The 22,495-nt window shown below is 64.2% G+C and carries 21 protein-coding genes and 1 pseudogene; 21 read left to right on the top strand and 1 reads right to left on the bottom strand.

The window, feature by feature from the left end; translation table 11 throughout:
* Positions 1–39: 39 nt before the first annotated feature.
* The 16 genes from A0257_22990 (at position 40) to A0257_23065 (ending at position 15,182) form a co-directional block, all read left to right on the top strand.
* Complete coding sequence (locus A0257_22990; protein ID AMR25557.1) at positions 40–702, top strand: hypothetical protein; 663 nt, start codon at positions 40–42, stop codon at positions 700–702.
* Positions 703–895: 193 nt separating this feature from the next.
* Entirely contained in the window at positions 896–1,432 is a 537-nt protein-coding gene (locus tag A0257_22995) for a hypothetical protein (protein AMR25558.1), read from the top strand.
* A gap of 150 nt (positions 1,433–1,582) precedes the next feature.
* The gene (locus tag A0257_23000; GenBank protein AMR25559.1) at positions 1,583–3,031 is read left to right on the top strand and encodes a hypothetical protein; all 1,449 of its coding nucleotides are present in this window, start codon (positions 1,583–1,585) and stop codon (positions 3,029–3,031) included.
* Positions 3,032–3,040: 9 nt separating this feature from the next.
* Complete coding sequence (locus A0257_23005) at positions 3,041–3,262, top strand: hypothetical protein (protein AMR25560.1); 222 nt, start codon at positions 3,041–3,043, stop codon at positions 3,260–3,262.
* Positions 3,263–3,298: 36 nt separating this feature from the next.
* A complete protein-coding gene (locus A0257_23010) occupies positions 3,299–4,129 on the top strand; it encodes a hypothetical protein (protein AMR25561.1) in 831 nt (276 codons plus the stop codon).
* A gap of 49 nt (positions 4,130–4,178) precedes the next feature.
* Positions 4,179–4,832 carry a peroxiredoxin gene (locus tag A0257_23015; GenBank protein AMR25562.1) on the top strand — a complete coding sequence of 218 codons (654 nt, stop codon included), beginning with the start codon at positions 4,179–4,181 and terminating at the stop codon, positions 4,830–4,832.
* A 103-nt stretch (positions 4,833–4,935) separates the two neighbouring features.
* Entirely contained in the window at positions 4,936–5,148 is a 213-nt protein-coding gene (locus A0257_23020; protein ID AMR25563.1) for a hypothetical protein, read from the top strand.
* Positions 5,149–5,467: 319 nt separating this feature from the next.
* A complete protein-coding gene (locus A0257_23025) occupies positions 5,468–5,650 on the top strand; it encodes a hypothetical protein (protein AMR25564.1) in 183 nt (60 codons plus the stop codon).
* A gap of 28 nt (positions 5,651–5,678) precedes the next feature.
* The gene (locus A0257_23030) at positions 5,679–8,015 is read left to right on the top strand and encodes a hypothetical protein (GenBank protein AMR25565.1); all 2,337 of its coding nucleotides are present in this window, start codon (positions 5,679–5,681) and stop codon (positions 8,013–8,015) included.
* 298 nt (positions 8,016–8,313) lie between these two features.
* Entirely contained in the window at positions 8,314–9,066 is a 753-nt protein-coding gene (locus A0257_23035; GenBank protein ID AMR25566.1) for a short-chain dehydrogenase, read from the top strand.
* Between the two features lie 41 nt (positions 9,067–9,107).
* On the top strand, positions 9,108–9,398 hold the full coding sequence (locus tag A0257_23040) for a hypothetical protein (GenBank protein AMR25567.1): 291 nt from the start codon (positions 9,108–9,110) through the stop codon (positions 9,396–9,398).
* Positions 9,399–9,413: 15 nt separating this feature from the next.
* Positions 9,414–10,055 carry a hydrolase gene (locus tag A0257_23045; protein ID AMR25568.1) on the top strand — a complete coding sequence of 214 codons (642 nt, stop codon included), beginning with the start codon at positions 9,414–9,416 and terminating at the stop codon, positions 10,053–10,055.
* 17 nt (positions 10,056–10,072) lie between these two features.
* Entirely contained in the window at positions 10,073–11,278 is a 1,206-nt protein-coding gene (locus A0257_23050) for an acetate kinase (GenBank protein ID AMR25569.1), read from the top strand.
* Between the two features lie 13 nt (positions 11,279–11,291).
* Positions 11,292–13,694: a phosphoketolase gene (locus A0257_23055; GenBank protein ID AMR25570.1), complete on the top strand. Its 2,403-nt coding sequence runs from the start codon at positions 11,292–11,294 to the stop codon at positions 13,692–13,694.
* Positions 13,695–13,789: 95 nt separating this feature from the next.
* Positions 13,790–14,812: a fructose-bisphosphate aldolase gene (locus A0257_23060; GenBank protein ID AMR25613.1), complete on the top strand. Its 1,023-nt coding sequence runs from the start codon at positions 13,790–13,792 to the stop codon at positions 14,810–14,812.
* A 64-nt stretch (positions 14,813–14,876) separates the two neighbouring features.
* Positions 14,877–15,182, top strand: coding sequence for a hypothetical protein (locus A0257_23065; GenBank protein ID AMR25571.1), 306 nt, complete (start codon positions 14,877–14,879; stop codon positions 15,180–15,182).
* 104 nt (positions 15,183–15,286) lie between these two features.
* On the opposite strand, the gene A0257_23070 is transcribed toward A0257_23065, so the two are convergent.
* Entirely contained in the window at positions 15,287–15,475 is a 189-nt protein-coding gene (locus A0257_23070; GenBank protein ID AMR25614.1) for a general stress protein CsbD, read from the bottom strand.
* Between the two features lie 503 nt (positions 15,476–15,978).
* Here A0257_23070 and A0257_23075 point away from each other — a divergent pair.
* From A0257_23075 to A0257_23095, 5 genes and pseudogenes are all read left to right on the top strand, one after another.
* Positions 15,979–18,540 (top strand): annotated as a pseudogene (locus A0257_23075) (ATPase).
* 642 nt (positions 18,541–19,182) lie between these two features.
* Positions 19,183–20,694, top strand: coding sequence for a hypothetical protein (locus A0257_23080; GenBank protein ID AMR25572.1), 1,512 nt, complete (start codon positions 19,183–19,185; stop codon positions 20,692–20,694).
* 261 nt (positions 20,695–20,955) lie between these two features.
* Positions 20,956–21,513 carry a hypothetical protein gene (locus tag A0257_23085; GenBank protein AMR25573.1) on the top strand — a complete coding sequence of 186 codons (558 nt, stop codon included), beginning with the start codon at positions 20,956–20,958 and terminating at the stop codon, positions 21,511–21,513.
* Between the two features lie 215 nt (positions 21,514–21,728).
* On the top strand, positions 21,729–22,031 hold the full coding sequence (locus tag A0257_23090; GenBank protein AMR25574.1) for a hypothetical protein: 303 nt from the start codon (positions 21,729–21,731) through the stop codon (positions 22,029–22,031).
* A 59-nt stretch (positions 22,032–22,090) separates the two neighbouring features.
* Positions 22,091–22,486 carry a hypothetical protein gene (locus tag A0257_23095; GenBank protein AMR25575.1) on the top strand — a complete coding sequence of 132 codons (396 nt, stop codon included), beginning with the start codon at positions 22,091–22,093 and terminating at the stop codon, positions 22,484–22,486.
* Positions 22,487–22,495 lie beyond the last annotated feature (9 nt).

A 22,495-nucleotide genomic window follows, 5' to 3' on the forward strand; every position in this document is an offset into this window, starting at 1 on the left:
TACACCGCTCACCGACTTGGCCCCGCAGCCTTAATCCTTATGGCAACGCTCTACCCTCCAAAGGCTTCTGGCAGCCCCCGCGCTATCGTCGTCATCGGGGCTTCGGCGGGGGGCGTTGCCGCGTTGCTGGCCCTGGCCAAAACCCTACCGGCTGATTTTCCAGCCCCTATTTTCATCGTGCTGCACCTGGGGGCCGATTTGCCCTGCATTCTGCCGCAGCTGCTCAGCGCCGTGGCGAAGCTGCCGGCCCGGCACCCGCAAAACGGGGAGCTTATTGCGCCAGGAATACTATACGTGGCCCCGCCCGCCCACCAGATGCTGCTGGAAGGCGACCGGGTGCTAGTGACGCAGGACCCGCCGGAAAACCGGTTTCGGCCCTCCATTGATGCGCTGTTTCGCTCGGCGGCCCGCACGCATGGCCGGCGCGTGATTGGCGTGGTACTCACGGGTTACCTGAACGACGGGGCGCTGGGGCTGGGGTCGGTGCAGCGGCACGGCGGCCTGACCATCGTGCAGGAACCGCACGACGCTGAGCAGCCCGACATGCCCACCAACGCCCTGGCGCTGGTAACGCCCGACTATATCGTACCGCTAGCCCAACTGGGCCCCCTGCTCGTGCGCCTGACCACGGAAATTACCCCGGCCAACCGGCCCCGGCCTGCGCCCGAGCTGGGCGTTGGGCGAGGGGGTAGGGCTACCTGACAAAAGTCATCCCTTACGGATGCGTTTTGTCATAAAAAGGGGGGGGTAGGCGCGCCTACTTTTGGATGGCCCGCTTTCCACCTCTAACGATGTTTTCTACCCTTAAAATAGTCGCCGCTACGCTGGCTGCTGGGCGGCGGCGGGCCGCCGCTACCCCATTTTCGCAGGCAACACCCGCGCGAATAGCCCGGCCGTGGTAGCGCGGCCGCAAGTGGGGCCGCCGCGCCAGCCGGAAGCCCGTAGCGTCCCCAAAAGCCATGCTGGCACCGCCCTGAAAATCCTCTGGTTGCTCTGGGTGGCCCTGGTGTCGGGCCCCGTTGTGCACGCGCAGGCGATGGCCACGGCCGACGTACCGCCGCTGGCCTATGGGGCGATGTTTGAGCACTATCCGCTGGCCCGGCAGATAACCTGGCGCCGGTTTCAGGACTGCTACCAGGCCAGCTACCTCCAGGGTCAGACCTACCGGCTGGTCCGGTTCAATGGCAACGGCGATATCGAGGCCACGGGCCAGGACATGGCGCTCAGTGCGCTCTCGCTCCCCATCCAGCACACCCTGACCACCTACTACCCCACCCGCACCTTCTGCCGCGCTATTGAGGTGACCAACGCCCGGACCAGGGGCCTCACCTACGAGATGGCCACCTGCGAAACCGCCATCAGCCGCACCGTCACGCTGACGGCCGACGGCCGGAAAATACCCCGTTCCCAGTACCTGGGGTCGCTCCCCTAGCAGCCTTGCCAACTGGCCGGAGGCTCCCTGATAAAAATCAGGTAGGGAGGTAATAATCGTCAGGGTATTGCCAGGCGGCGGGGCGGAATTTTGTAGCCTGCTTACTTCCCCACCCCGGCCGGGCCGCCACCCGCTCTTATTCCTTTTCCCATGCAAACCCTGGAAACCTTCGCGCCGCCCGCCCCGGCCGACCACCTATCAGATGCCGACATTACGGCCGCCATCGAGCTGTTTTTTACGACCAAAAAAGGCGTGCCTGCGCACCTGATTGACGTGGCTGCGCACGAGGGCATCGTGCGGCTGACGGGCATCACCGACAACCTGCTGGCCAGCGAGCGGGCCGAGGAAATCGCCCTGGCCGTGCGCGGCGTGCGGGGGGTAGTCAATGAGTTAATTATCAGCACGCCCGACCGGCCCAATGACGAGCTGTACCACGCCGTGACTCAGGCCCTGCGCGCCGACCCCGCCACCACCGACTATAACGTGGCCTGCACCGTGGCCGACGGCGTGGTAACGCCCACCGGCATAGTGCAGAGCTGGGCCGAGCAGCAACTGGTGCTGCGCGTGCTGCGGGGCGTGCGCGGGGTGCGCCGCCTGGTGGCCGATGAGCTGACCATCCGCTGGGGTGAAATCCAGAATTCGGACGAGGAAATCAGCGCCCAAATCCGCGAGCTGCTGGCCTGGGACATCCGCGTGCTCAGCGACCAGGTAGGGGTGCGCACCACCGACCGGGTGGTGCACCTGAGCGGCACGGTGGGCACCGCCGCCGAGCGGGCCCAGGTGGTGGCCGTGGCCTACCAGGCCGGCGCGCGCCGCGTCGATGCCCGCGACCTGTTCGTGGCCTACTGGGCTCAGAGCCCCGAGCTGCGGCGCGAAAAATTTGTCCAGCGCAGCGACGCTGACCTTGCCCAGGCCGTGCTCGCTACCTTCCGCTACGACCCGCGCGTGCTGGATTACCAGCCCACGGTGGTGGTGCACGATGGCCTGGTGACGCTGACCGGCCAAGTGAGTAGCCTGCGCGCCAAGCAAAGCGCCGAGCAGGATGCCCGCCACGTGGTGGGCGTGTGGAACGTGCACAACCTGCTGAAGGTGCGCACCCGCTGGTTCACGCCCGATGCGGAGGTGCGCCAGGCCATCCTCGACGCGCTGGCGCGGGACCCCTACGTGAGCATTTTCGAGTTTCAGGTGCGGGTGACCAATGGCCGCGCCCACCTCGACGGGCTGGTTAACAGCCACTTCGAGCAGGCCCAGGCCGCCGAGGTGGCCAGCGGCGTAAATGGCGTGGCCGAAGTGGAGAACGGCGTGCGCGTGCTGCCCAGCGCCGGCCAGGCCGGCTGTTATCCCTACCCCGGTGCCCTGCGCCCGGCCGCCTACCCCAACGCTGACTTCGCCCTGGCCGAGCGCATCCGCGGGCTGTACTTCTGGTCGGCCAGCCTGCACAACCAGGACGTGGAGGTGCTGGTGGAAAACGGCCGCGCTACCCTCACGGGCACCGTTGCTACCTGGCTCGACCGCGAGCAGGCCGCCTTCGATGCTTACGAGGCCGGCGCGCAACGGGTGGATAACGACTTGCTGCTGTCTACTGCCAACGGGTTATAGGTCAGTATCATGCGTTCTTTATCCCGCACCCGCGCTACTGGCTCGCCGCGGGCGGCCAGCCACCACGATGCCGGCCGCGTGAGCCCGGCCGCCCTGCGCATTGCCCAGGAAGCCGATGCCACCATGTCGCCCGATGGCTGGGAGGCCGACTACTCCGCGCCGGCGCTTATAGCCGAAACGCCCGCCGCCAGCCCCGTTTTCTCCCTGGCCGGGGCGTTGCCCACCGCCTAGGCCCAGCTCATCCAACTCCCTATCCTTTTCTGAGTTATGAGTCCTTCCCTGCTCGTGCTGGCCAATTTACCGGAGGCCGCCGCCCCCACGGCGCGCTACGCCGCCGCCCTGAGTCAGCCGCTGGGCCTGCGCCTGGCGCTGCTGCATTGCTACCTCCACCCCGCCTTGCTGACGCCCGCGCTGGCGCAAGAGGAAATAGCGCAGACCGACTACAACGAGGCCGAAACCATGACCGCGCTGCACGCCCTGGCCCGCCGCCTACCCGTACCTACCGAGGTACTAGAAGCGGGCGAGGTGCTGAAGGATGACGTAGCTGCCGCCATCAGGCGCTACCAGCCGTTGCTGCTGGCCCTGGGCCTGGGCCCCGACCAAAGCCTGCTCGATGCACTGCTGCACACCCACGTGCTGCCCGTGTTGCGGGCCACCGGGCGGCCGGTGCTGCTGGTGCCCGCCGCCGCTACGGCCGCCGCCCCGCGCCGGGTGCTGGTGGCCGTGGATAGCGAGCCCTTCGGCCTGACGGCAGCTTCCCGCAACCTGGGCTGGTTACTAGGCTCTTGGGCAGCTACTTATACCGTGGCCCACATCGACTTATCCGGCGAGCTGCCGGGCACTGAGGGACAGCGCGCCCTGGCCGATGTGCGGGCCAGCAAGCTCCTACCCCCCGCCACGCCTGTGGAGCTATACGAGGTGGCCGACGTGGCCCCGGCCGCCGGCATCCTGCAAGCCCTGGCCGATACGCAGGCCGATATGCTGGTGCTCATTGCCCGGCCGCGCAGCTTTTTTGGGGCGCTGTTTCACCGTAGCGTCACGGCGGCCGTGCTGCGCCACACCTGGGTGCCGGTGCTGCTGCTGCCGACGGCGGGGTAGGGGGATAGGGCCTCCGCCAGTTTCTTCTTTTCAGCTTTTTCTCCTAAAAATGGATACTACCCAACCTGCTCATTGCCCGCCCGGCATTGGCGCGCAAGCCCCCGATTTTGAGGCTATCACGACTACTGGCCCCATCCGGTTTGCCGATTTTGCGCCCGGTAAGTGGGTACTGTTCTTCTCGCACCCGGCCGATTTTACGCCCGTTTGCACCACCGAACTGACCGGCTTTGCCAAGCGCGAGGACGAGTTTACGGCCCTCAACACGGCGCTGCTGGGCCTGAGTATCGACAGCATTCACTCGCACATTGCCTGGGTCAACAACGTGCGCGAAAAGAGCGGCGTGTACTTCCGCTTCCCCATCATTGCCGACATTGATATGCAGGTGGCGCGCCTCTACGGCATGCTCCAGCCCGCGGAGAGCGACACCGCCGCCGTGCGGGCCGTGTTCTTCATCGACCCCAGCCACAAAGTCCGCCTCGTGCTCTACTACCCCATGAGCGTGGGCCGCAACCTCGACGAGCTGCTGCGCGCCCTCCAGGCCCTGCAATTCGTGGACGAGCACCACGTGTCGCTGCCCCTGAACTGGCAGCCGGGCCAGAAAGTGCTGCTGCCGGCCCCCGTCACCCTCGCCCAGCTCGACGCGCGCCTGGCCGACGACTCGGTGGAGCAAGTGGATTTTTACCTGGCCGAAACCTACGTGTAAAACCTTGCGCCAAGCAAGGGCTTGCTGCCAGAACGCCTTACTTACTACCCCCTTGACCCGCTCTAACGCATCAACTCCGGTGCGCTATTTCCCCCCCAATCCCATGTCGAAGAAAGCAGTTGACAGCCACAAAAAGGCCGCCACCCACCACACGGAGGCCGCCAAGCACCACACCGAGGCCGCCAAGCACCACGAGGCCGGCAGCCACGAAAAAGCGGCGCACCACGCCCACACGGCCGCCGCTCATACCGACCACGCCGCCGAGCACGCCACCCATGCGCGCAAGAGCCACGCTGAAGAGCACGGCACCAAGTAGGTAGCCCCAGCTAGCGGCTAAAACCCCGGTTTCCCGACAGCGGAAGCCGGGGTTTTTAGCTGGGTGAGCCAGCGAAATCTACTATGTAATCTAATAGTAATCAGTCAATTATTATCATAATTTGCAGACTAGGCAAATGCCAGCCTCAGCCTGTCGCTCCTCGCCCAAGCCGTCCCGGTACATAACGAAAATCAGGCAGAAGGCTGACGTTTTACGGCGCATTGCGGACGGGCCGCCCGGTCATTTGTTAGCGGTTTTCTGCTCGGCAGCCTGGTCTACGGGGCCGGTTTCGCGGGGGCCGCCTCGCTGCTGCGCCGTTTTGCCGGGTAGCACCCGGCCGCGGGCTTACCGCTGGCATCCCTCGCCGCTGCCCGGAAGCCACCGGGGATGGGTTAACAAAATCAACAAATTCCGCTATGAGCCCCAAAACCCCGGCCGCTCCGGCCATCCTTACCCCGGCCGCTCCGCCGGCCGCACCACCACCCGCATCGCCGCCGGCTAAGGGCCTGGTTCAGGCTGACTTAGCGAGCTTGCGGGCGCAGTTCGGTTACAATGAGGTGCTGGGGAAAAAGCCCAATCCGGTGCTGTTGTTTGCCAAAAAGTTCTGGGGCCTCACGGCGTGGCTGCTGGAGGCGATAATCGGGTTTTCCTGGTTTTTGCACAAGCTTGCCGACGTTTACATCGTGCTGGGGCTGCTGATTTTCAACGCGGTCATTGGCTTTATTCAGGAGCACAACGCCGCCAAGGCCGTGGCAGCGCTGAAAAAAAAGCTGCAAATCAACGTCAAGCTCCTGCGGGATGGGCAATGGAACACCCTGGCCGCCCGCGAGTTACTACCCGGCGACGTTATCCGCGTGCGCATCGGCGACTTCGTGCCGGCCGACGTGCAACTCACGCAGGGCGCGGTTCGTCTCGACCAGGCGGCGCTGACCGGCGAATCGGGCGATGTCGCCAAAAAGGTGGGCGACACCCTGTACTCCGGCTCCGTCATCACCAAAGGCGAGGCGACGGGCACCGTCACCCTGACTGGTACAAGCACTTACTACGGCAAGACCATCGCGCTGGTCAACACCGCCCAGCCAAAGTCGCACATCGAAGCGGTCGTTGGCGGCGTAACCCGGTGGCTGCTGGCCATTGTGGGCACGTTGCTGGCCGTGGCGCTCGTGGCTATAATTACCAAGGGCCTCCACGTGCTCCAACTAATGCCCCTGCTGCTGGTGCTGCTGCTCGGGGCCGTGCCGGTGGCCTTGGGGGCCCTGTTCACGGTGAGTATGGCGCTGGCTTCCCGGCAGTTGGTGGCCAAGGGAGTGCTGGTTACCCGGCTCAGCGCGCCCGACGACGCGGCCAGCATGGACGTGCTGTGCGTGGACAAAACGGGCACCCTGACCCTGAACAAGCTCACCGTGGGTACCCTGCACCCGGCCGACGGTTTCAGCGCCGACGACGTGCTGCGCACGGGGGCCCTGGCCTCGCAGGAAGCCAACCACGATGCCATCGACCTGGCTTTTATCGATGCGGCCCGCCAGAAAAACCTGCTGGATGCCACGTTCGTGCAAAAGACGTTCGTGCCCTTCGACCCCCAGACCCGCCGCACCGAAGCCCAGATTCAGCACGGCCCGGCCACGTTTTTGGTGCTGAAAGGCGCGTTCGATAGCCTGGCGGGGGCGTGCGGGCTCGACGCGGCGGCCACGGCCGCGTGGGCCGCCAAGGTCGCCGCCGCGGCCCGGCAAGGCTACCGCACGCTGGCCGTGGCCACGGCCACGGGGGTCGGCCAGCCCCGCCTGGTGGGCCTGGCTACCCTGCACGACGCGCCCCGGCCCGACTCGCGGCAGCTCGTGCAAGAGTTGAAAAGCCTGGGCGTGGCCGTCAAGATGCTCACCGGCGATGCCCGGCCCATTGCCGTTCAGATTGCCACGGCCGTGGGCGTGGGTGGGGCTATAATCCAGGCTGCTGACCTCAAAAAAGCGGACCCGGTCCAGGTCGCGGCCCTGTTGGAAAAAAACGACGGGGTAGCCGGCGTTTACCCGGAGGACAAGTACGCCATCGTCAAGGCTTTGCAGGCGGGCGGCCACATCGTGGGCATGACCGGCGACGGCGTGAACGACGCCCCCGCCCTAAAGCAGGCCGAAGTGGGCATTGCCGTGCGCAGCGCCACCGACGTGGCCAAGGGGGCGGCCAGCATCGTGCTCACCCAGGACGGGCTGGTCAACATCCTGGAGCCCATCAAAGTGGGCCGGATGATGTTCGAGCGCATCAACGTATGGATACTCAACAAGCTGGCCCTCACCATTCTCAAAACCTGCTTCGTGGTCGGGGCCTTCCTGGTCCTGGGCAAATTCGTGATTTCCGCCGCGGCCATCCTGCTGATGATTTTTATGACCGACTTCGTGAAAATCTCCCTGGCTACCGACCACGTGCAGTGGGCCCCGCAGCCGGCCCGCTGGAACATCCGCGGCCTGGCCAAAACGGGCATCGTCATGGGCCTGGCGATGACGCTGGAAGCCTTCGGGCTGCTTTACCTGGGCCTGCGCTACTTCCGGCTGGGCACCAACAATGCGGCGCTCAGTACTTTTTGCTTCGAGCTGCTGCTCTTTTTCGCGCTGTTTTCCATCTTCGTGGTCCGCGAGAAAAGCCATTTCTGGCACTCGGCCCCGAGCCGCACCCTGCTGCTGCTCCTGCTGGCCGATATGGGGCTGGGAATTGCTTTGGCTACTTTCGGGCTGCTGGGATTCCAGGCTATCCCCTTCACGCAGTCCGCGGCGGTAATTGCCTACGCCGCCGTCTGTTCCTTTATAATCAATGACTTACTGAAAGTGGCAGTTTCCCGGCTCGCCCCGGCGGCCAGCCAGCCCCCGCCAGCAGGGTAGCCGGCAACCGGGCCGCTGGCTGGGAAAACCAGGGCCGGAGGCAGCCAGGTTTTTTGCGGGATTAGCCAGTCCCGCACGGTGCCTGCTTTGCCAGGTAGAGCGGCCGGCTACTGCGCGCCATTTTGGTGGACTGGGCTCCCCGGTGCCGGACAGCGCTTGCCCTGACCTGACAAAAATCAGCTAATAAGCTAATTATTGTCAGAGTCTTGCTAAGCCCTACCCCAGACCTTTATACCCAGCTTACTACCTGCCCCTAACTGGGCCAGGGGCAGCTTTCGCAGCTTAAAATAACTACATTATGGACAAGGATTTGCAAGGAAAAACGGCCCTGGTTACCGGAGGTGCTTCAGGCATCGGCCGGGCGGTGGCGCTGCTCTACGGGCAGCACGGTGCTCAGGTTATGGTGTCGGACATCGACGAAAAACAGGGCCAGCAAGTAGTGGCCGAGCTGCAAGTGGCCGGGGCCAACGCTCAGTTTTATAAAGCCGACGTGGGCGACGCGGCCCAGTGCCACCAGCTGGTGCAGGCCACCGTAGCCGCCTTCGGCACCCTCGACGTGGCCTGCAACAACGCCGGCATCATCGGCGAGTTGAGCCTGACCGCCGACTACTCAGTCGAAGGCTGGCAACACATTATCAATGTGAATCTTAACAGCGTGTTCTACTGCCTCAAATACGAGCTGGAAGTGATGCTGAAGCAGGGCCACGGCGCGGTGGTCAACATGTCATCCATCCTGGGGCAGGTGGGCACGCCCAAGCTGGCGGGCTACGTCGCGGGCAAGCACGGCATCGTGGGCCTCACCCAAACGGCCGCCATCGAATACGCCGCCCAGGGCATCCGTATCAACGCCGTGGGTCCCGGCTACATCGACACGCCCTTGCTCAGTGACTTTTCGGCCGAAACTAAGGAGGCGTTGGTGGCGCTACACCCCATCGGCCGCCTGGGCCGCTCCGAGGAGGTGGCCGAGCTGGTCATCTGGCTCAGCACCGACAAAGCCTCGTTCGTCACTGGTGCTTACTACCCCGTCGATGGCGGCTACCTGGCTAAATAAGCACACCCTACCCCCTCCTTCTTTTCCAACCTCCTTCTCCAATGAAAAAATCCGAAGCCCACCTGCGGACCATCCTGATTGAAAATCTCCAGGCCAACCTACTGGGCCTGAACGAGCAGCACAGGAAAAAGCTGCATAAAACCGTGGCCCGCGCCGCCAAAAAAATAGCCAAGACGTTTACCAAGCTCCTGGCCAAACAGCCCAAGGCCGATAAAGTGACCACCCCCAGCACCGTTCCGCCAGGGCTCCGCAAGGCCCCCGCCCGCGGCGTGGGCAAGCACGCCCCCAAGCCCGCCACCCGCCCGATAGCCCGTGCCACCGCCAGCAGCTAGTCCGCGCCCCTCTCTATGGCTGATTCTTCACCTCCCCCAGCTCGCGCGCTGCCCATCACCACGCTCTTCGTGGACGTTGGCGACGTGCTGCTCAGCCCCGGCTGGGGCCATGTCTCGCGGCAACTGGCCGCCAAAACCTTCGGGCTGGATGCGGCCGAAATGGAGCAGCGCCACCACTTGATGTTCAGCACCTACGAGCTGGGCCGGCTCAGCCTAGCCGACTACCTCCGGCAGGTGGTTTTCGACCGGCCCCGGTCGTTTAGCGAGGCTGATTTTCGGGAATTCATGTTCGCCCAGTCGCAGCCCTTCCCCGAGATGCTGGCGCTGATACCGCGGCTCAAAGCCCGCTACCACCTCAAAATCGCCGTGGTCAGCAACGAGGGCCGCGAGCTGAACGCCCACCGGATTGACACGTTCGGGCTGGCCGGATTCGTGGATTTTTTCGTGTCCTCGTCCTTCGTGGGCATCGGTAAGCCCGACCTCAACATCTTCCGCCTGGCGCTCGACCTGGCGCAGGTGCCGGCCCAACAAGTGCTGTACCTGGATGACCAGCCCATTTTTATCGGCGTGGCCGCCAGCCTGGGCATTCAGGGCATTTGCCACGTCGATTATCCTTCTACCTGCACCAAGCTGGCCGCTTTTGGCCTGACACTTTAACTAACACCCCCTCCCGCATGGCTACCGCCGCTGACCTTATTCTAGTGCTCAACGGCGGCTCGTCCAGCATCAAGTTTGCCGTGTACGAGCCGGGCGAAGTGCCGCAGCGCCGGCTGCACGGCTACCTCGACCGCATCGGCCTGCCCGGCACTCAACTCACGTTTAGCGAAGGGCCGGCGGCCCCCACCACCAGCCCGGCCCACGCGCCCGACCCGGCCGCCGCCGCCGGCTTCCTGCTCGATTGGCTGGACCACCACGGAGTTTTTGCCACCCTGGCGGCCTTGGGGCACCGGGTCGTGTACGGCGGCCCGGCGCACCTAAACCCCGAACTCATCACGCCCGCCCTGCTGGCCGACCTGCGCCAGCTGACGGCCGATGACCCCGACCACCTGCCCGGCGAAATCGCCCTGATGGAAGCGGTACAAGCGCGCCAGCCGCAGCTGCGGCAAGTGGCGTGCTTCGACACGGCTTTTCACCAGCACATGCCCCGCGTGGCGCAGCTGCTGCCCATCCCGCGCCGCTTTATGGCGCAGGGGCTGCGGCGCTACGGGTTTCACGGTATTTCCTACGCCTATTTGCTGGAGGAGCTGGGTCGGCAGGCGGGGCCGGCGGCGGCACGGGGCCGGGTTATTCTGGCGCATTTGGGTAGCGGGGCCAGCCTGGCCGCCGTACTCAATGGCCAGAGCCAGGATACGAGCATGGGCTTTACGCCCGCTGCCGGCCTGGTAATGGGCACCCGCCCCGGCGACCTCGACCCCGGCGTGGCCGCCTACCTCTTCCGGGCCGAACACCTCACGGCTGAGCAGTTCAACCACCTCATCAATCACGAAAGCGGCCTGCTGGGCGTGTCGGAAACCAGCTCCGACATGCAGGATTTACTGGCCGCCCAGGCCACCGACGCGCGGGCCGCCGATGCGGTGGCGCTGTTTTGCTACCAGGCCCGCAAGTGGGTCGGGGCCTACGCGGCCGTGCTCGGCGGGCTGGATACGCTGGTGTTTGCTGGTGGCATCGGCGAGCACGCGGCCGAGGTGCGCGCCCGCATCTGCGCGGGGCTGGGGTTTCTGGGACTCGAACTCGACGCGGCCCACAACGCTACCCACGCGGCTGTGATTTCCAGTGCCGCCAGCCGCGTCACCGTCCGCATTATTCCTACCAATGAGGAGCGCCAGATTGCGCAACTCGTCCAGCAGCTGTTGCTGACTGGTAAAGACAAAACCATTTAAACCCCAACCCCTTATGGAAACTGACACCCTCGCCCCGCCGGCCGTGCGCCCGGCGGCCGCGCCGCTGACGGCGGACGAAGCCACCCTCATCAATGCCTACTGGCGGGCGGCTAACTACCTCTCGGTGGGCCAGATATACCTCTACGACAACCCGCTGCTGAAGGAACCCCTGAAGCTGGCGCACGTGAAGCCGCTGGTGGTGGGCCACTGGGGCACCACGCCGGGCCAGAACTTCATTTACGCCCACCTGAACCGGGTTATCAAGGCGCACGACCTGAACATGTTCTACGTGGCCGGGCCGGGGCACGGCGGCGCGGCCATCGTGGGCAACGTATATATGGAGGGCACTTGGACCGAGGTATATCCCGAAATAACCCAGGACGAGGCCGGGCTGAAGAAGTTCTTCACTCAGTTTTCGTGGCCGGGGGGTATTTCCAGCCACGTGGCCCCCACCACGCCGGGCTCCATTCACGAGGGCGGCGAACTAGGCTACTCGCTCAGCCACGCCTTCGGGGCGGTGTTTGATAATCCGGGGCTGATTGTGGCCTGCGTCATTGGCGACGGGGAGGCCGAAACCGGCCCGCTGGCTACGTCCTGGCAGTCCAACAAGTTTCTCAATGCCCGCACCGATGGCACGGTGCTGCCCATTCTGCACCTCAACGGCTACAAAATTTCCAACCCCACGGTGCTGGCCCGCATCGAGCCCGATGAGCTGGACCAGTTTTTACGGGGCTGCGGCTGGGAGCCCTACTTCGTGGAGGGCGACGACCCGGCCACCATGCACCAGCTCATGGCCGCCACGATGGATAAGGTAGTGGCCGACATCCAGCGCATCCGCGAAGAGGCCCAGCTGCACGACGATGCCCCCCGCCCGCGCTGGCCGATGATTGTGCTGAAATCGCCCAAGGGCTGGACGGGCCCTAAAGTAGTGGACGGCCTGCGCGTGGAGGGCACTTTCCGCTCGCACCAGGTGCCAATGCTCGTCGATGCCCAGCACCCGGACCACGTGGCGCAGCTCGAAGCCTGGATGAAAAGCTACCGCCCCGAGGAGCTGTTTGACGAAGCCGGCCGCCTGCGGCCCGAGCTGGCCGCGCTGGCCCCCACGGGCCTCCACCGCATGGGAGCCAACCCCCACGCCAACGGCGGCCTGTTTTTGCGCGACCTCCTACTACCCGATTTCTGCGACTACGCCGTGCAGGTGTCCAAGCCGGGGGCCGTGGAGGCCCACGACACGGAGGTGCTCGGGCCCTTCCTGCGCGACGTTATCCGGCTTAACCAGGAGCGGCCCAACTTCCGGGTTTTCGGCCCCGATGAAACCATTTCCAACCTGCTGGGGGCGGTGTTCGACGTGACTAATCGGCAGTGGGATGCCCGCACGGTGCCCGGCGACGAGTTCCTGGCCCCCATCGGCAACGTGTTCGACGGGATGCTCAGCGAGCACCAGTGCGAGGGCTGGCTCGAAGGCTACCTGCTTACGGGCCGGCACGGGGTGTTCAACTGCTACGAAGCCTTCGTGCGCATTATTGACTCCATGTTCAGCCAGCACGCCAAGTGGCTGAAAGTCACGCGCGAACTGCCCTGGCGGCGGCCCATTGCCTCGCTCAACTACATCCTGGCCTCGCACGTGTGGCAGCAGGACCACAACGGCTTCACGCACCAGGACCCCGGCTTTCTGAACCACGTCATCAACAAAAAAGCCGACATCATACGGGTGTACCTGCCGCCCGATGCCAACTGCCTGCTCTCGGTGATGGACCACTGCCTGCGCACCCGCAACCTCGTGAACGTGGTGGTGGCCGGCAAGCACCCCCTACCCCAGTGGCTGACCATGAACGAGGCCGTGGTGCATTGCACGACCGGCATCGGCATCTGGCAGTGGGCCAGCAACGACCAGGACGTGGCGGAGCCCGACGTGGTGATGGCTGGCAGCGGCGACACGCCCATGCTGGAAGTGCTGGCCGCCACCAGCATCCTGCGCGAGCACCTGCCCGAGCTGAAAATCCGGGTCATCAACGTGGTCGATTTGATGAAGCTCCAGTCGGCCAGCGAGCACCCGCACGGGCTGGACGAAGCCGAGTACGACTCGCTTTTCACGAAAAACAGCCCCATTATTTTCGGCTTCCACGGCTACCCCACGCTGGTGCATCAGCTCACCTACCGCCGCACCAATCGCCACCTGCACGTGCGCGGCTACATCGAAGAAGGCACCATCACCACGCCCTTCGACATGCGGGTGCAGAATAGAATAGACCGCTACCACCTGGTGCAGAGCGCGATAGAACGCCTGCCCAACACCGGCAGCAAGGGGGCCTACCTCCAGCAGCTGATGCGGGACAAACTCATCGAGCACAAGGGCTACATCGACATTCACGGTCAGGATATGCCCGAAATCCGCGAGTGGAAGTGGAAATCGTAAGCGGCTATTTATTAGCAAATTAATGCTTTTAGGAAATATTTAGAACGTCATGCTGAGCCTGTCGAAGCATGACGTTCTTCATGAATATCAAAGCCATGAACCTAAACACCTTAACCACCACCGCTCAGGCGCTGATGGCCCCTGGCAAGGGCCTGCTGGCGATGGACGAAAGCACCGGCACCTGCAACGCCCGCTTCGCCGCGGCGGGCATCCCGCAAACCATAGAATTCCGCCGCGCCTACCGCGAGCTATTGGTGACCACGCCGGGGCTAGGCGAGGCGGGCATCAGCGGGGCCATTCTGTTCGATGAAACCATCCGGCAACACACCACGGCGGGCGTTTCCTTCGTGCAAATCTTGCAGCAGGCGGGCATCATCCCCGGCATCAAAGTAGATTTGGGGGCGCACGAGCTGGCCGGTTTCCCCGGCGAGCAGGTGACCGAAGGGCTCGACGGCCTGCGCTCGCGCCTGACCGAATACGTGCAATTGGGGGCCCGCTTTGCCAAGTGGCGGGCGGTGCTCACTATTGGCCCCGACCGGCCCAGCCGGGCCGCCATCTCGGCCAATGCCCACGCGCTGGCCCGCTACGCCGCCCTGTGCCAGGAAGCCGGCCTGGTGCCCATCGTGGAGCCCGAAGTGCTGCTGACCGGCCCCCACTCCCTGGCCCGGTGCGCCGACGTGACCGAAGACGTGCTGCACGAAGTATTCAACCAGCTGCGCACCCAAGGCGTGGCTTTGGAAGGGATGATTTTGAAGCCCAGCATGGCGCTGGCCGGGGCCGACTCCCCCCAGCAGGCCACCACCGCGCAGGTCGCCGACGCTACCGTGACTTGCCTGCTGCGCACGGTGCCGGCGGCGGTGCCGGGCGTGGCGTTTTTGTCGGGTGGGCAGTCGCCCGAGGAGGCCACGCGCCACTTGGCCGCCATGCACGAGCGGTTTGCCGGGCGGCTGCCGTGGGCGCTCACCTTTTCGTTTGGCCGGGCACTGCAAAAGCCAGCTCTGGAAATCTGGGCTGGGCAGGCGGCCAACGTGGCCGCCGCCCAGCAGGCGCTGCTGGAGCGGGCGCGTTGTAACCATGTGGCGGTTGGGGCAGGTAGGGTAGTGGCTGGCGCGGCATAGGATGCGCTCACAAATTATTGCTAGTCAGCATATTATTCACAATTTTTTAACCTCTCTTCTCCCTATGGAAATTACCAAAAAGGATACCCAAACCGGTCACGTATTGCTCGCTGTGTTGGCGGGATTAGGGGCAGGCGTGCTTGGCGGGGTGCTGCTGGCCCCCACTGCTGGGGCGGCTATGCGCCAAAACCTGAGAGGCTTGGCGCATAAATACGTTGGCCTGGCCAGCGAGCAGCAGCAAGAGGTTAGCCATCACCTCGACGAACGGGCCACCAAGCTCAAATTTGCATCTAAAAACCTGATAAATAATTGCCTGGGTCATCTTCAGCAGTGGGGCCTGCTGCCGAAAGCCCCCCGCGGCCCGTATTAAGAGCCCGCCACGCAAACGCGCCCCCCGCCGGGCGGCAGCCGGACCAGGTTGGTCCGGTACTGCCGCCCGGTGGGGGGCGCGTAGTACGTTAGCTGGCGAGTGCCTTACAGCGCGTTCAACATCTTGACGATTTGGCGCTTGCGCTTGCCGAGCTTGGCTTGCAGGCGGCCCACCAGCTCGTGGCCTTTGCCTTCCACATAGGTCAGGTCTTCGTCCGTGAGATGGGGGTAGGTTTGTTGCAGCTTGCCTTTGAGCTGGTTCCAGTCGCCGCGCGGGCGCAGGCGGTGGTCCACGCGCAGGTTGCGGAATTTGCGGCGGCGCTCAATGCTTTTTTCGGAGTAGAGCAGGACGCCGGCGAGGGCACCTAAGCCGGCCCCGGCGAGGAGGGTAAGAAAAACTTTACCAGTCTTGTTTTTGGGCTTTTCGGCTATCATGGGGAGGAAGTTAAGAAGTGGGGGAGGAAGCCACCAGCCAGCAGTAGCGCTGGCCGGTGGCGATTTAGCAAAGGTGCCGCCGCCGCCCGCCACGCGGCCCTGACTATCGTCAGGCCAGCGCCTGATTTTTGTCATGGCCCGGCCGGGGTGCTTGCCGGAACCTTGCGGCGTGACAACTTATCAGGCTTGCGCTTAATCAAGAAAAGTCACGCTAACGAAGGAAACATCTCGCGTGGTGCAGTAAACTCAATCGGGCCTCCGGAGCGAGCGTCATGCTTCCTTCGGCAGCATGACGCTCGTTTTCAGTGCAATTGCTTCGCCGCAGCCCGCTACCCATCCCCGGTAACCCGCAACCACTTTTGATGGACTATTACCTAACCCCCGTGGCCGAAGTGGCCGCCGCGCTGCACACCAGCCCGGCCGGCCTCGACGACGCCGCGGCCCGGCAGCGGCTGGCCAAATACGGTCCTAATCAACTAGCTGATAACCAGAAGAAAACCTGGTGGCGGCTGCTGCTACACCAGTTTACGGACGTGATGATTCTGGTGCTGCTGGCGGCGGCCGGCATCTCGGTAGCGGTGGGCGAAACGCAGTCGGCCTACGTCATCCTGGCCATTATTGTGCTGAACGCGGCTCTGGGCTTTGGGCAGGAATACCGGGCCGATAAGGCAATGGCCGCCCTCCAGCAGCTGGCCCCCCAGCAGGTGCAGGTGCGGCGCGGCGGCCAGCCCCACACCGTGCCGGTGGCCGACCTGGTGCCCGGCGACGTGGTGCTGCTCGAAGCCGGCAACGTCATTCCGGCCGACGTGCGCTTGCTGGAAACCCACGCCCTGAAAGTCGATGAGTCGTCGCTGACCGGCGAATCGGCCAACGTGCAGAAGAACCCGGCCGCGCTGCCCGCCGGTGCCTACCCCCTCGGCGACCGCCTGAACCTGGGCTACAAGGGCACCAGCGTCACCAGCGGCCGGGCCACGGCCTACGTGGTGGCCACCGGCATGGGCACCGAACTGGGTAAAATCGCGGCCCTGCTGCAAGCTCCCGAAACCCCGACGCCGCTGCAACAGCGGCTGGGCACGTTTGGCAAGTGGCTGGCGGCGGGAGCAATAGGGATTTGCGCGGTGTTTTTTGCGGCGGGCTGGTGGAGGGGCGAGCCGCTGGGCAACCTGCTGCTGGTGTCCATCTCGCTGGCCGTGGCCGCCATCCCAGAGGCGCTGCCGGCGGTGGTCACCATCGCCCTGGCGCTGGGGGCCAAGCGGTTGGCCAAAGACCACGCGCTCATCCGCAAGCTGCCGGCGGTGGAGACGCTGGGCTCGGTCACCTACATCTGCACCGACAAAACGGGCACGCTGACGCTCAACCAGATGACGACCCAGGAAGTGTACGCTAACCCGGCGTTTGCCCTGCCTGTTTTAGAAAAAAGCGACGCGCTGCTGACCGCGATGGCCCTCAATACCGATGCCAGCGAAGGGCCCGGTGGCCAGTGGCTGGGCGACTCGACCGAAGTGGCGCTGGCCCGCTACGCCGCCGACCACGCCTACCCCCGCCCCGCGCTCGAAGCCCGGTTTCCGCGCCTCGCCGAGCTGCCCTTCGACGCCGAGCGCAAGTGCATGAGCACCCTGCACCAGACCGAGCACGGGGTGCTGGTGCTCACCAAAGGCGCGCCCGGCGTGCTGTTCGCCCAGCTCGCCGCCGACCAGCAAAGCCAGCTGCCCGACCTGGAGCAGCGCGCCGATGCCCAGGCATCTCAGGGCTACCGCGTGCTAGCCTACGCCGCCAAGCTGCTGCCCGAAATGCCGAAGCAGCTCGACGCGGCTACCCTCGAAACCGGCCTAGCCTGCATCGGCTTTGCCAGCCTCATCGACCCCGCCCGCGAGGAGGCGCGCCAGGCCGTGGCCGACTGCCAAACCGCCGGTATCATTCCGGTGATGATTACCGGCGACCACAAGCTCACCGCGCAGGCCATTGCCCGCCAGCTCGGCATCCTGGCCGGCCCCGACGAGCTGGTGCTCACCGGCCCCGAGCTCACGGCCCTCGCTGAGCCCGCCTTCGCCGCCATCGTGGAAAGAGTGCGGGTGTACGCCCGCGTGGACCCGGCTCAGAAGCTACGCATTATCAGCGCCTTGCAGGCTAAAGGCCAGTTCGTGGCCATGACCGGCGACGGCGTGAACGATGCGCCGGCCCTCAAGCACGCCGACATCGGCATTGCGATGGGCATCGGCGGCACGGAGGTAGCCAAGGAGGCCGCGCATATGATTTTGCTGGATGATAACTTCGCCACTATTGTGCGGGCCGTGCAGCACGGGCGACGGATTTATGACAATATTCTCAAATTTATCCGCTATATTTTATCGAGCAACGTGGGCGAAATCTGGGCCATTTTCCTGGCCCCGTTTTTTGGGCTACCCATCCCGCTGCTGGCCATTCAAATTCTGTGGATTAACCTGCTCACCGACGGCCTGCCCGGCCTGGCCCTGGCCTACGAGCCCGCCGAGGCTAACGTCATGCAGCACCCGCCCCGCCCCCCGGACCAACCCATTCTGGACGCGGGCCTGGGCTGGTTTATCGGCTGGGTGGGGCTGCTGATTGGGGCCCTCACGCTGGGCACCCAGGCCTGGGCCATCCGCGACGGTGACGCGCACTGGCAAACGATGACGTTTACGGTGCTCTGTTTCACGCAGCTGGGCAGCGCCCTGGCCATTCGCTCCTCGCGCGAGTCGCTCTTCACGCTAGGTCTATTTTCCAACAAGCCGATGCTAGGCGCGGTAGGGCTGTCGGTGGCCCTGCAACTGCTGATTATTTACCTGCCTTTCCTTAATAAAATATTTGCTACCAAACCTTTGTCATGGGGTGAGCTGGCGCTGACGGTGGCCATTTCGAGCGTCGTATTTTGGGCCATCGAGCTGCAAAAGCTAGTTGGTCGGCGGCGGGCTAGGGCGGCGGCGGTGCCCACGATGGAAGGAGTTGCCAAGCCAGGGCGTAGGCCGGCGGCGCTAGCCCCGGCGTAGCCAATCTTTTGGGCTTACGCGCTGCCATTCTGGTCCTTTCACCGCGCGGCCTACCCTCGCTATTTTGTCTGTTTGACAACATGGGTACAGCGCTACACACTGTTAGCAGCGGGCTGGCCGCTGGGGTAGGAATAGGGAGGTAGGGCGGAGCGCTCTTCATTTAAATTTCACTTGACGGATGTCATGTGATATGGCGATTCTTGTCATAGGCATGGCCGCTGCCCTGCCGGACCTTTAATCAACCCGATTTTCAATTGATTTCCAGCGTTATGCAAACCCACAACCAAAGCCAACTCGATGCTCTGACTGCCGCTGTGGCGGCTTGCGAGCAGACTGCGCCGACGTGTGCGCCTTGACCCTGCGCCTCGTGGCCCGCGACTCGGAGTATGCCGCGCACCTGCTCCCGGCGTGCGCTGAAATCTGCGCCGCCTGCGCCGATGAGTGCGGCCAGCACGAGTACCTGTACTGCCAGCAGTGCGCCGAAGCCTGCCGTCGCTGCGCCTAGCGGGGCACAGGAGGCTAAATTATTCTGCTTTTACCCTAATTCCTTTTCCACCCGCCATGAATACCCCCTATCTTCTAGTTGCCCCCGCCTCCGCCGAAATCATGGCCGATGCCGACATTACCACGGCTATCGAACGGCTCTTCACCACCCAAAGAGGGATGACCGAGCATTTGCTGGACGTGGCCACGGCCGAGGGCGTGGTGACGCTGACCGGCTTCACTGAAAATCTGCTGGCCCGGCGGCGGGCCGAGGAAATTGCCCTGGCGGTGCGCGGCGTGCGCGGCGTAACCAGCACGGTGGCCGTGCGCACCGTGGAACTGCCCGACGCCGACTTGCAGCGCGACGTGTGCGAGGCCCTGGCCGATGACCCCGCCACCACCGACTACCACGTGGCCTGCACCGTGGCCGGGGGGGTGGTTACGCTCACGGGCATGGTGCAGAGCTGGGCCGAGCAGCAACTGGTGCTGCGCGTGCTGCAAGGCGTGCGGGGCGTAACCACCTTCGTGGCGGAGCGCCTGACTATCCAAGAGGGAGAAATCGCGAATTCGGACGAGGAAATCACCATCCAAATCCAGGAGCTGCTCGACTGGGATATTCGAGTGAACAGCGCTCTGGTGGAGGTGCACACCAATGAGCAGGTGGTGTACTTGGCAGGTACGGTGGGCTCGGCCACGGAAAAGAACTATATCATCGACATCGCTTACCAGACTGGGGCCACCCGCGTGGATGCCCGTGACTTGTTCGTGGCCTACTGGGCGCTAGGCAGCGAGCTGCGGCGCAAGAAGTTCGCGCCCCGCACCGACGCCGACGTGGCCAGCGCCGTGCGCGGGGCCCTGCACCGTAACCCGCGCGTATGCGGCTCCGAAACGCTGGTGCAGGCCCTGGAAGGCACCGTGACGCTGGCCGGCACGGTGCGCAACCTGCGCGCCCGCCAGGAAGCCGAGCGCGATGCCCGTCTTGTAGTGGGCGTGTCCGATGTGCATAATATATTGAAAATAAGACCTAAGCGCCCGGTGTCCGATGCCGAAATTCGTCAGTCTATCCTGGCCGCGCTGGCCCGCGACCCCTACCTGGGGTACTTCTATTTTAGGGTGCGCGTAAGCCAGGGCCGGGCCTTCGTACATGGGCAGGTAGACAGTGCGTTTGAGCGCGAGCGGGCGGGAGAGGTGGCCACCGGGGCCAGCGGCGTGCTGTCCGTGGCCAACCTGGTGCAGCAGCCGGAGACGACCCGCCCTGACGAGTTTCCGGCCAGCCGACCGGGGGCCGCCGAGCCCCGGCCCACGGGTCCCGACCCCGACCAGGCGCTGGCCAGCCGCATCCGGCAGCGCCATTTCTGGTCGGCCGCCCTGCACGACCAGGGTATCGGGGTGCGGGTGAGCCACGGCCGCGCCACCCTCATCGGTACCGTGGATACCTGGCCTGAGCGCCACCAGGCTGCTCTCGACGCCTACGAGGCCGGGGCCCGCGACGTAAACAACCACCTGCGCGTGCTGGTCCCTGCGGAACCTGCCGCCCACGAGCCGCGGGCCGCTAAAACCTTGGAACTCCTCGCCGATGCGCACGGCTAGCGGCCTGGCCTGGCACGGCCGGTTTCGTAGCCGGGCGATGCCCTTCCTGCCCCTAGACCCCGCCAGCCGGCGAATGAAGTAGGACGCCGACGCGACTATGACGGTAGCGGAGAGCCACGAGTACACCGGGGTTAGTGCGGAGCCCGCCCACCAGGCATCCCACCGCGAGGCAGTGCGCTTACTACAGTAAATCAATAGATTAGCGCTTGATGAGCCGCCTACTGGTTTTTCCATTTGCCCACCCCCTTTTCCCCTACCACTATGCCTTCCCCCCTTTTCGTGCTGACCGATTTTTACACCGTCACCAACCGGGCGCTATCCTACGTGGCCGGGCTGGCCCTGGCCGTGTGCGACCAGGCATTTACCCTTACACCCGAAGCCCTGGCCCTGCGCCCGCTCCTGGCAGCCCTGGATGCTACCGTGGTGCCTACCACCGTAGCCCGGCTCAATGAACCCACCGCCGGCCGACACGGCCTCGCGGCGGCTCAACAGTGCGGCCTGACCCCAGCCCTGGCCGGCAGCAGCCTCTACCGGGTGGTGGCGCAGGAGACAGCAGCCGGCCTGCGGCAAGCTGTGGAGGAACTGTTTGAGCAGGCCACGGGCAACCAGCAGCAAACGGCCCGCAAGAAGAATAGCAAACGCCCCCACACGCCGGCGCAAGACTACCTGGTTCAGCACGTTAGAAAGTGTATTGAAACTACTTTCAGTCAACTGACCACTCGCTTCCCCAAACAAATTCACGCCGTGACCGCCGCCGGCTTCGCCTTGAAAATTGCTTTATTCGTTTTCGTTCATACTCTTGCCCAAGCTGGCTGTTAGTTATTCCGCAACTTGGGTTAGGTAACCCAAGTTGCGGGGTAGGGTGAGGTCATAAAAAAGTCTGTTCGGCGTGAACAGGCTAGGTTTGAGGTATTCGACCCCCTCAACTCCAACCGACCATGCGCGAACAGACCGTTGCAATGTACTGCGTACTTGATGATTTAATCCGCTTCTCTCGCCCCGCCGGCACGCCGCCCCCGGCTTCGGGCCGGCGCTTGACCGATGCCCAGGTGCTGACCACGGCTCTGGTAGCCGCCCGCTTTTTTGGGGGCAACCTGGTGGTCGCCAAGCATTATATGGAGCAGCATTGGGGACAGAACCGCCTGGACAAGAGCGGCTTTACCCGTCGCCTACACGCCCTCACCGATACGCTCTGCTCGCTGTTCGCCACCTTTGGCGACATCCTCAAACAGCTGCACACCGAGGCGCGCTACGTGCTGGACTCGTTTCCGGTAGCCGTGTGTCATAAAATGCGCTTCAAGCATTTGGGACGCGCATCCCGCGCTGTAAGCTGCTGACAGGCAAGGCTTATCATGGCCGCTGCGCCAGTAAACGCAGCTGGTTCTATGGCCTCAAGGTGCAGGTGGTGGCCACCAGCAACGGCATCCCTGTCGAGTTCTATATTCATGCTGGAGCCGAGTCGGAGCAAACCGGCCAGCGCGGCTTGCCGCTGGACCTGCCCGCGGGCAGTGTCCTCTACACCGATGCCGGCTACACGGACTATGCAGCGGAAGACCTGTTCAACGAGGCCAGCGGTAGCCAGCAGCAGACAGCCCGTCGGAAAAACAGCAAGCGCCCGCATCATCCGGCGCAAACCTTTCTGCTACAGTATTTTCGCAAGGGCATCGAAACCTGCTTTAGGCAGCTCACCGCTCGCTTTCCTAAGCAGATTCATGCGGTCACGGCCGCCGGTTTTGCCTTAAAAATTACATTATTCATCTTTGCTCACGCCTTGCACCAGGCTGGCCTATAGGCCGCAACT

It is taken from the genome of Hymenobacter psoromatis (genome assembly GCA_001596155.1).
Classification (GTDB): Bacteria; Bacteroidota; Bacteroidia; order Cytophagales; family Hymenobacteraceae; genus Hymenobacter.

Bases quoted from the DNA above. Each gene is read 5' to 3' on its own strand.
- A0257_23005 (AMR25560.1), top strand. From the start codon at position 3,041: ATGCGTTCTTTATCCCGCACCCGCGCTACTGGCTCGCCGCGGGCGGCC.
- A0257_23040 (AMR25567.1), top strand. From the start codon at position 9,108: ATGAAAAAATCCGAAGCCCACCTGCGGACCATCCTGATTGAAAATCTC.
- A0257_23045 (AMR25568.1), top strand. From the start codon at position 9,414: ATGGCTGATTCTTCACCTCCCCCAGCTCGCGCGCTGCCCATCACCACG.
- A0257_23065 (AMR25571.1), top strand. From the start codon at position 14,877: ATGGAAATTACCAAAAAGGATACCCAAACCGGTCACGTATTGCTCGCT.
- A0257_23085 (AMR25573.1), top strand. From the start codon at position 20,956: ATGCCTTCCCCCCTTTTCGTGCTGACCGATTTTTACACCGTCACCAAC.
- A0257_23055 (AMR25570.1), top strand. From the start codon at position 11,292: ATGGAAACTGACACCCTCGCCCCGCCGGCCGTGCGCCCGGCGGCCGCG.
- A0257_23080 (AMR25572.1), top strand. From the start codon at position 19,183: ATGAATACCCCCTATCTTCTAGTTGCCCCCGCCTCCGCCGAAATCATG.
- A0257_23020 (AMR25563.1), top strand. From the start codon at position 4,936: ATGTCGAAGAAAGCAGTTGACAGCCACAAAAAGGCCGCCACCCACCAC.
- A0257_23060 (AMR25613.1), top strand. From the start codon at position 13,790: ATGAACCTAAACACCTTAACCACCACCGCTCAGGCGCTGATGGCCCCT.
- A0257_23015 (AMR25562.1), top strand. From the start codon at position 4,179: ATGGATACTACCCAACCTGCTCATTGCCCGCCCGGCATTGGCGCGCAA.
- A0257_23050 (AMR25569.1), top strand. From the start codon at position 10,073: ATGGCTACCGCCGCTGACCTTATTCTAGTGCTCAACGGCGGCTCGTCC.
- A0257_22990 (AMR25557.1), top strand. From the start codon at position 40: ATGGCAACGCTCTACCCTCCAAAGGCTTCTGGCAGCCCCCGCGCTATC.
- A0257_23000 (AMR25559.1), top strand. From the start codon at position 1,583: ATGCAAACCCTGGAAACCTTCGCGCCGCCCGCCCCGGCCGACCACCTA.
- A0257_23035 (AMR25566.1), top strand. From the start codon at position 8,314: ATGGACAAGGATTTGCAAGGAAAAACGGCCCTGGTTACCGGAGGTGCT.
- A0257_23010 (AMR25561.1), top strand. From the start codon at position 3,299: ATGAGTCCTTCCCTGCTCGTGCTGGCCAATTTACCGGAGGCCGCCGCC.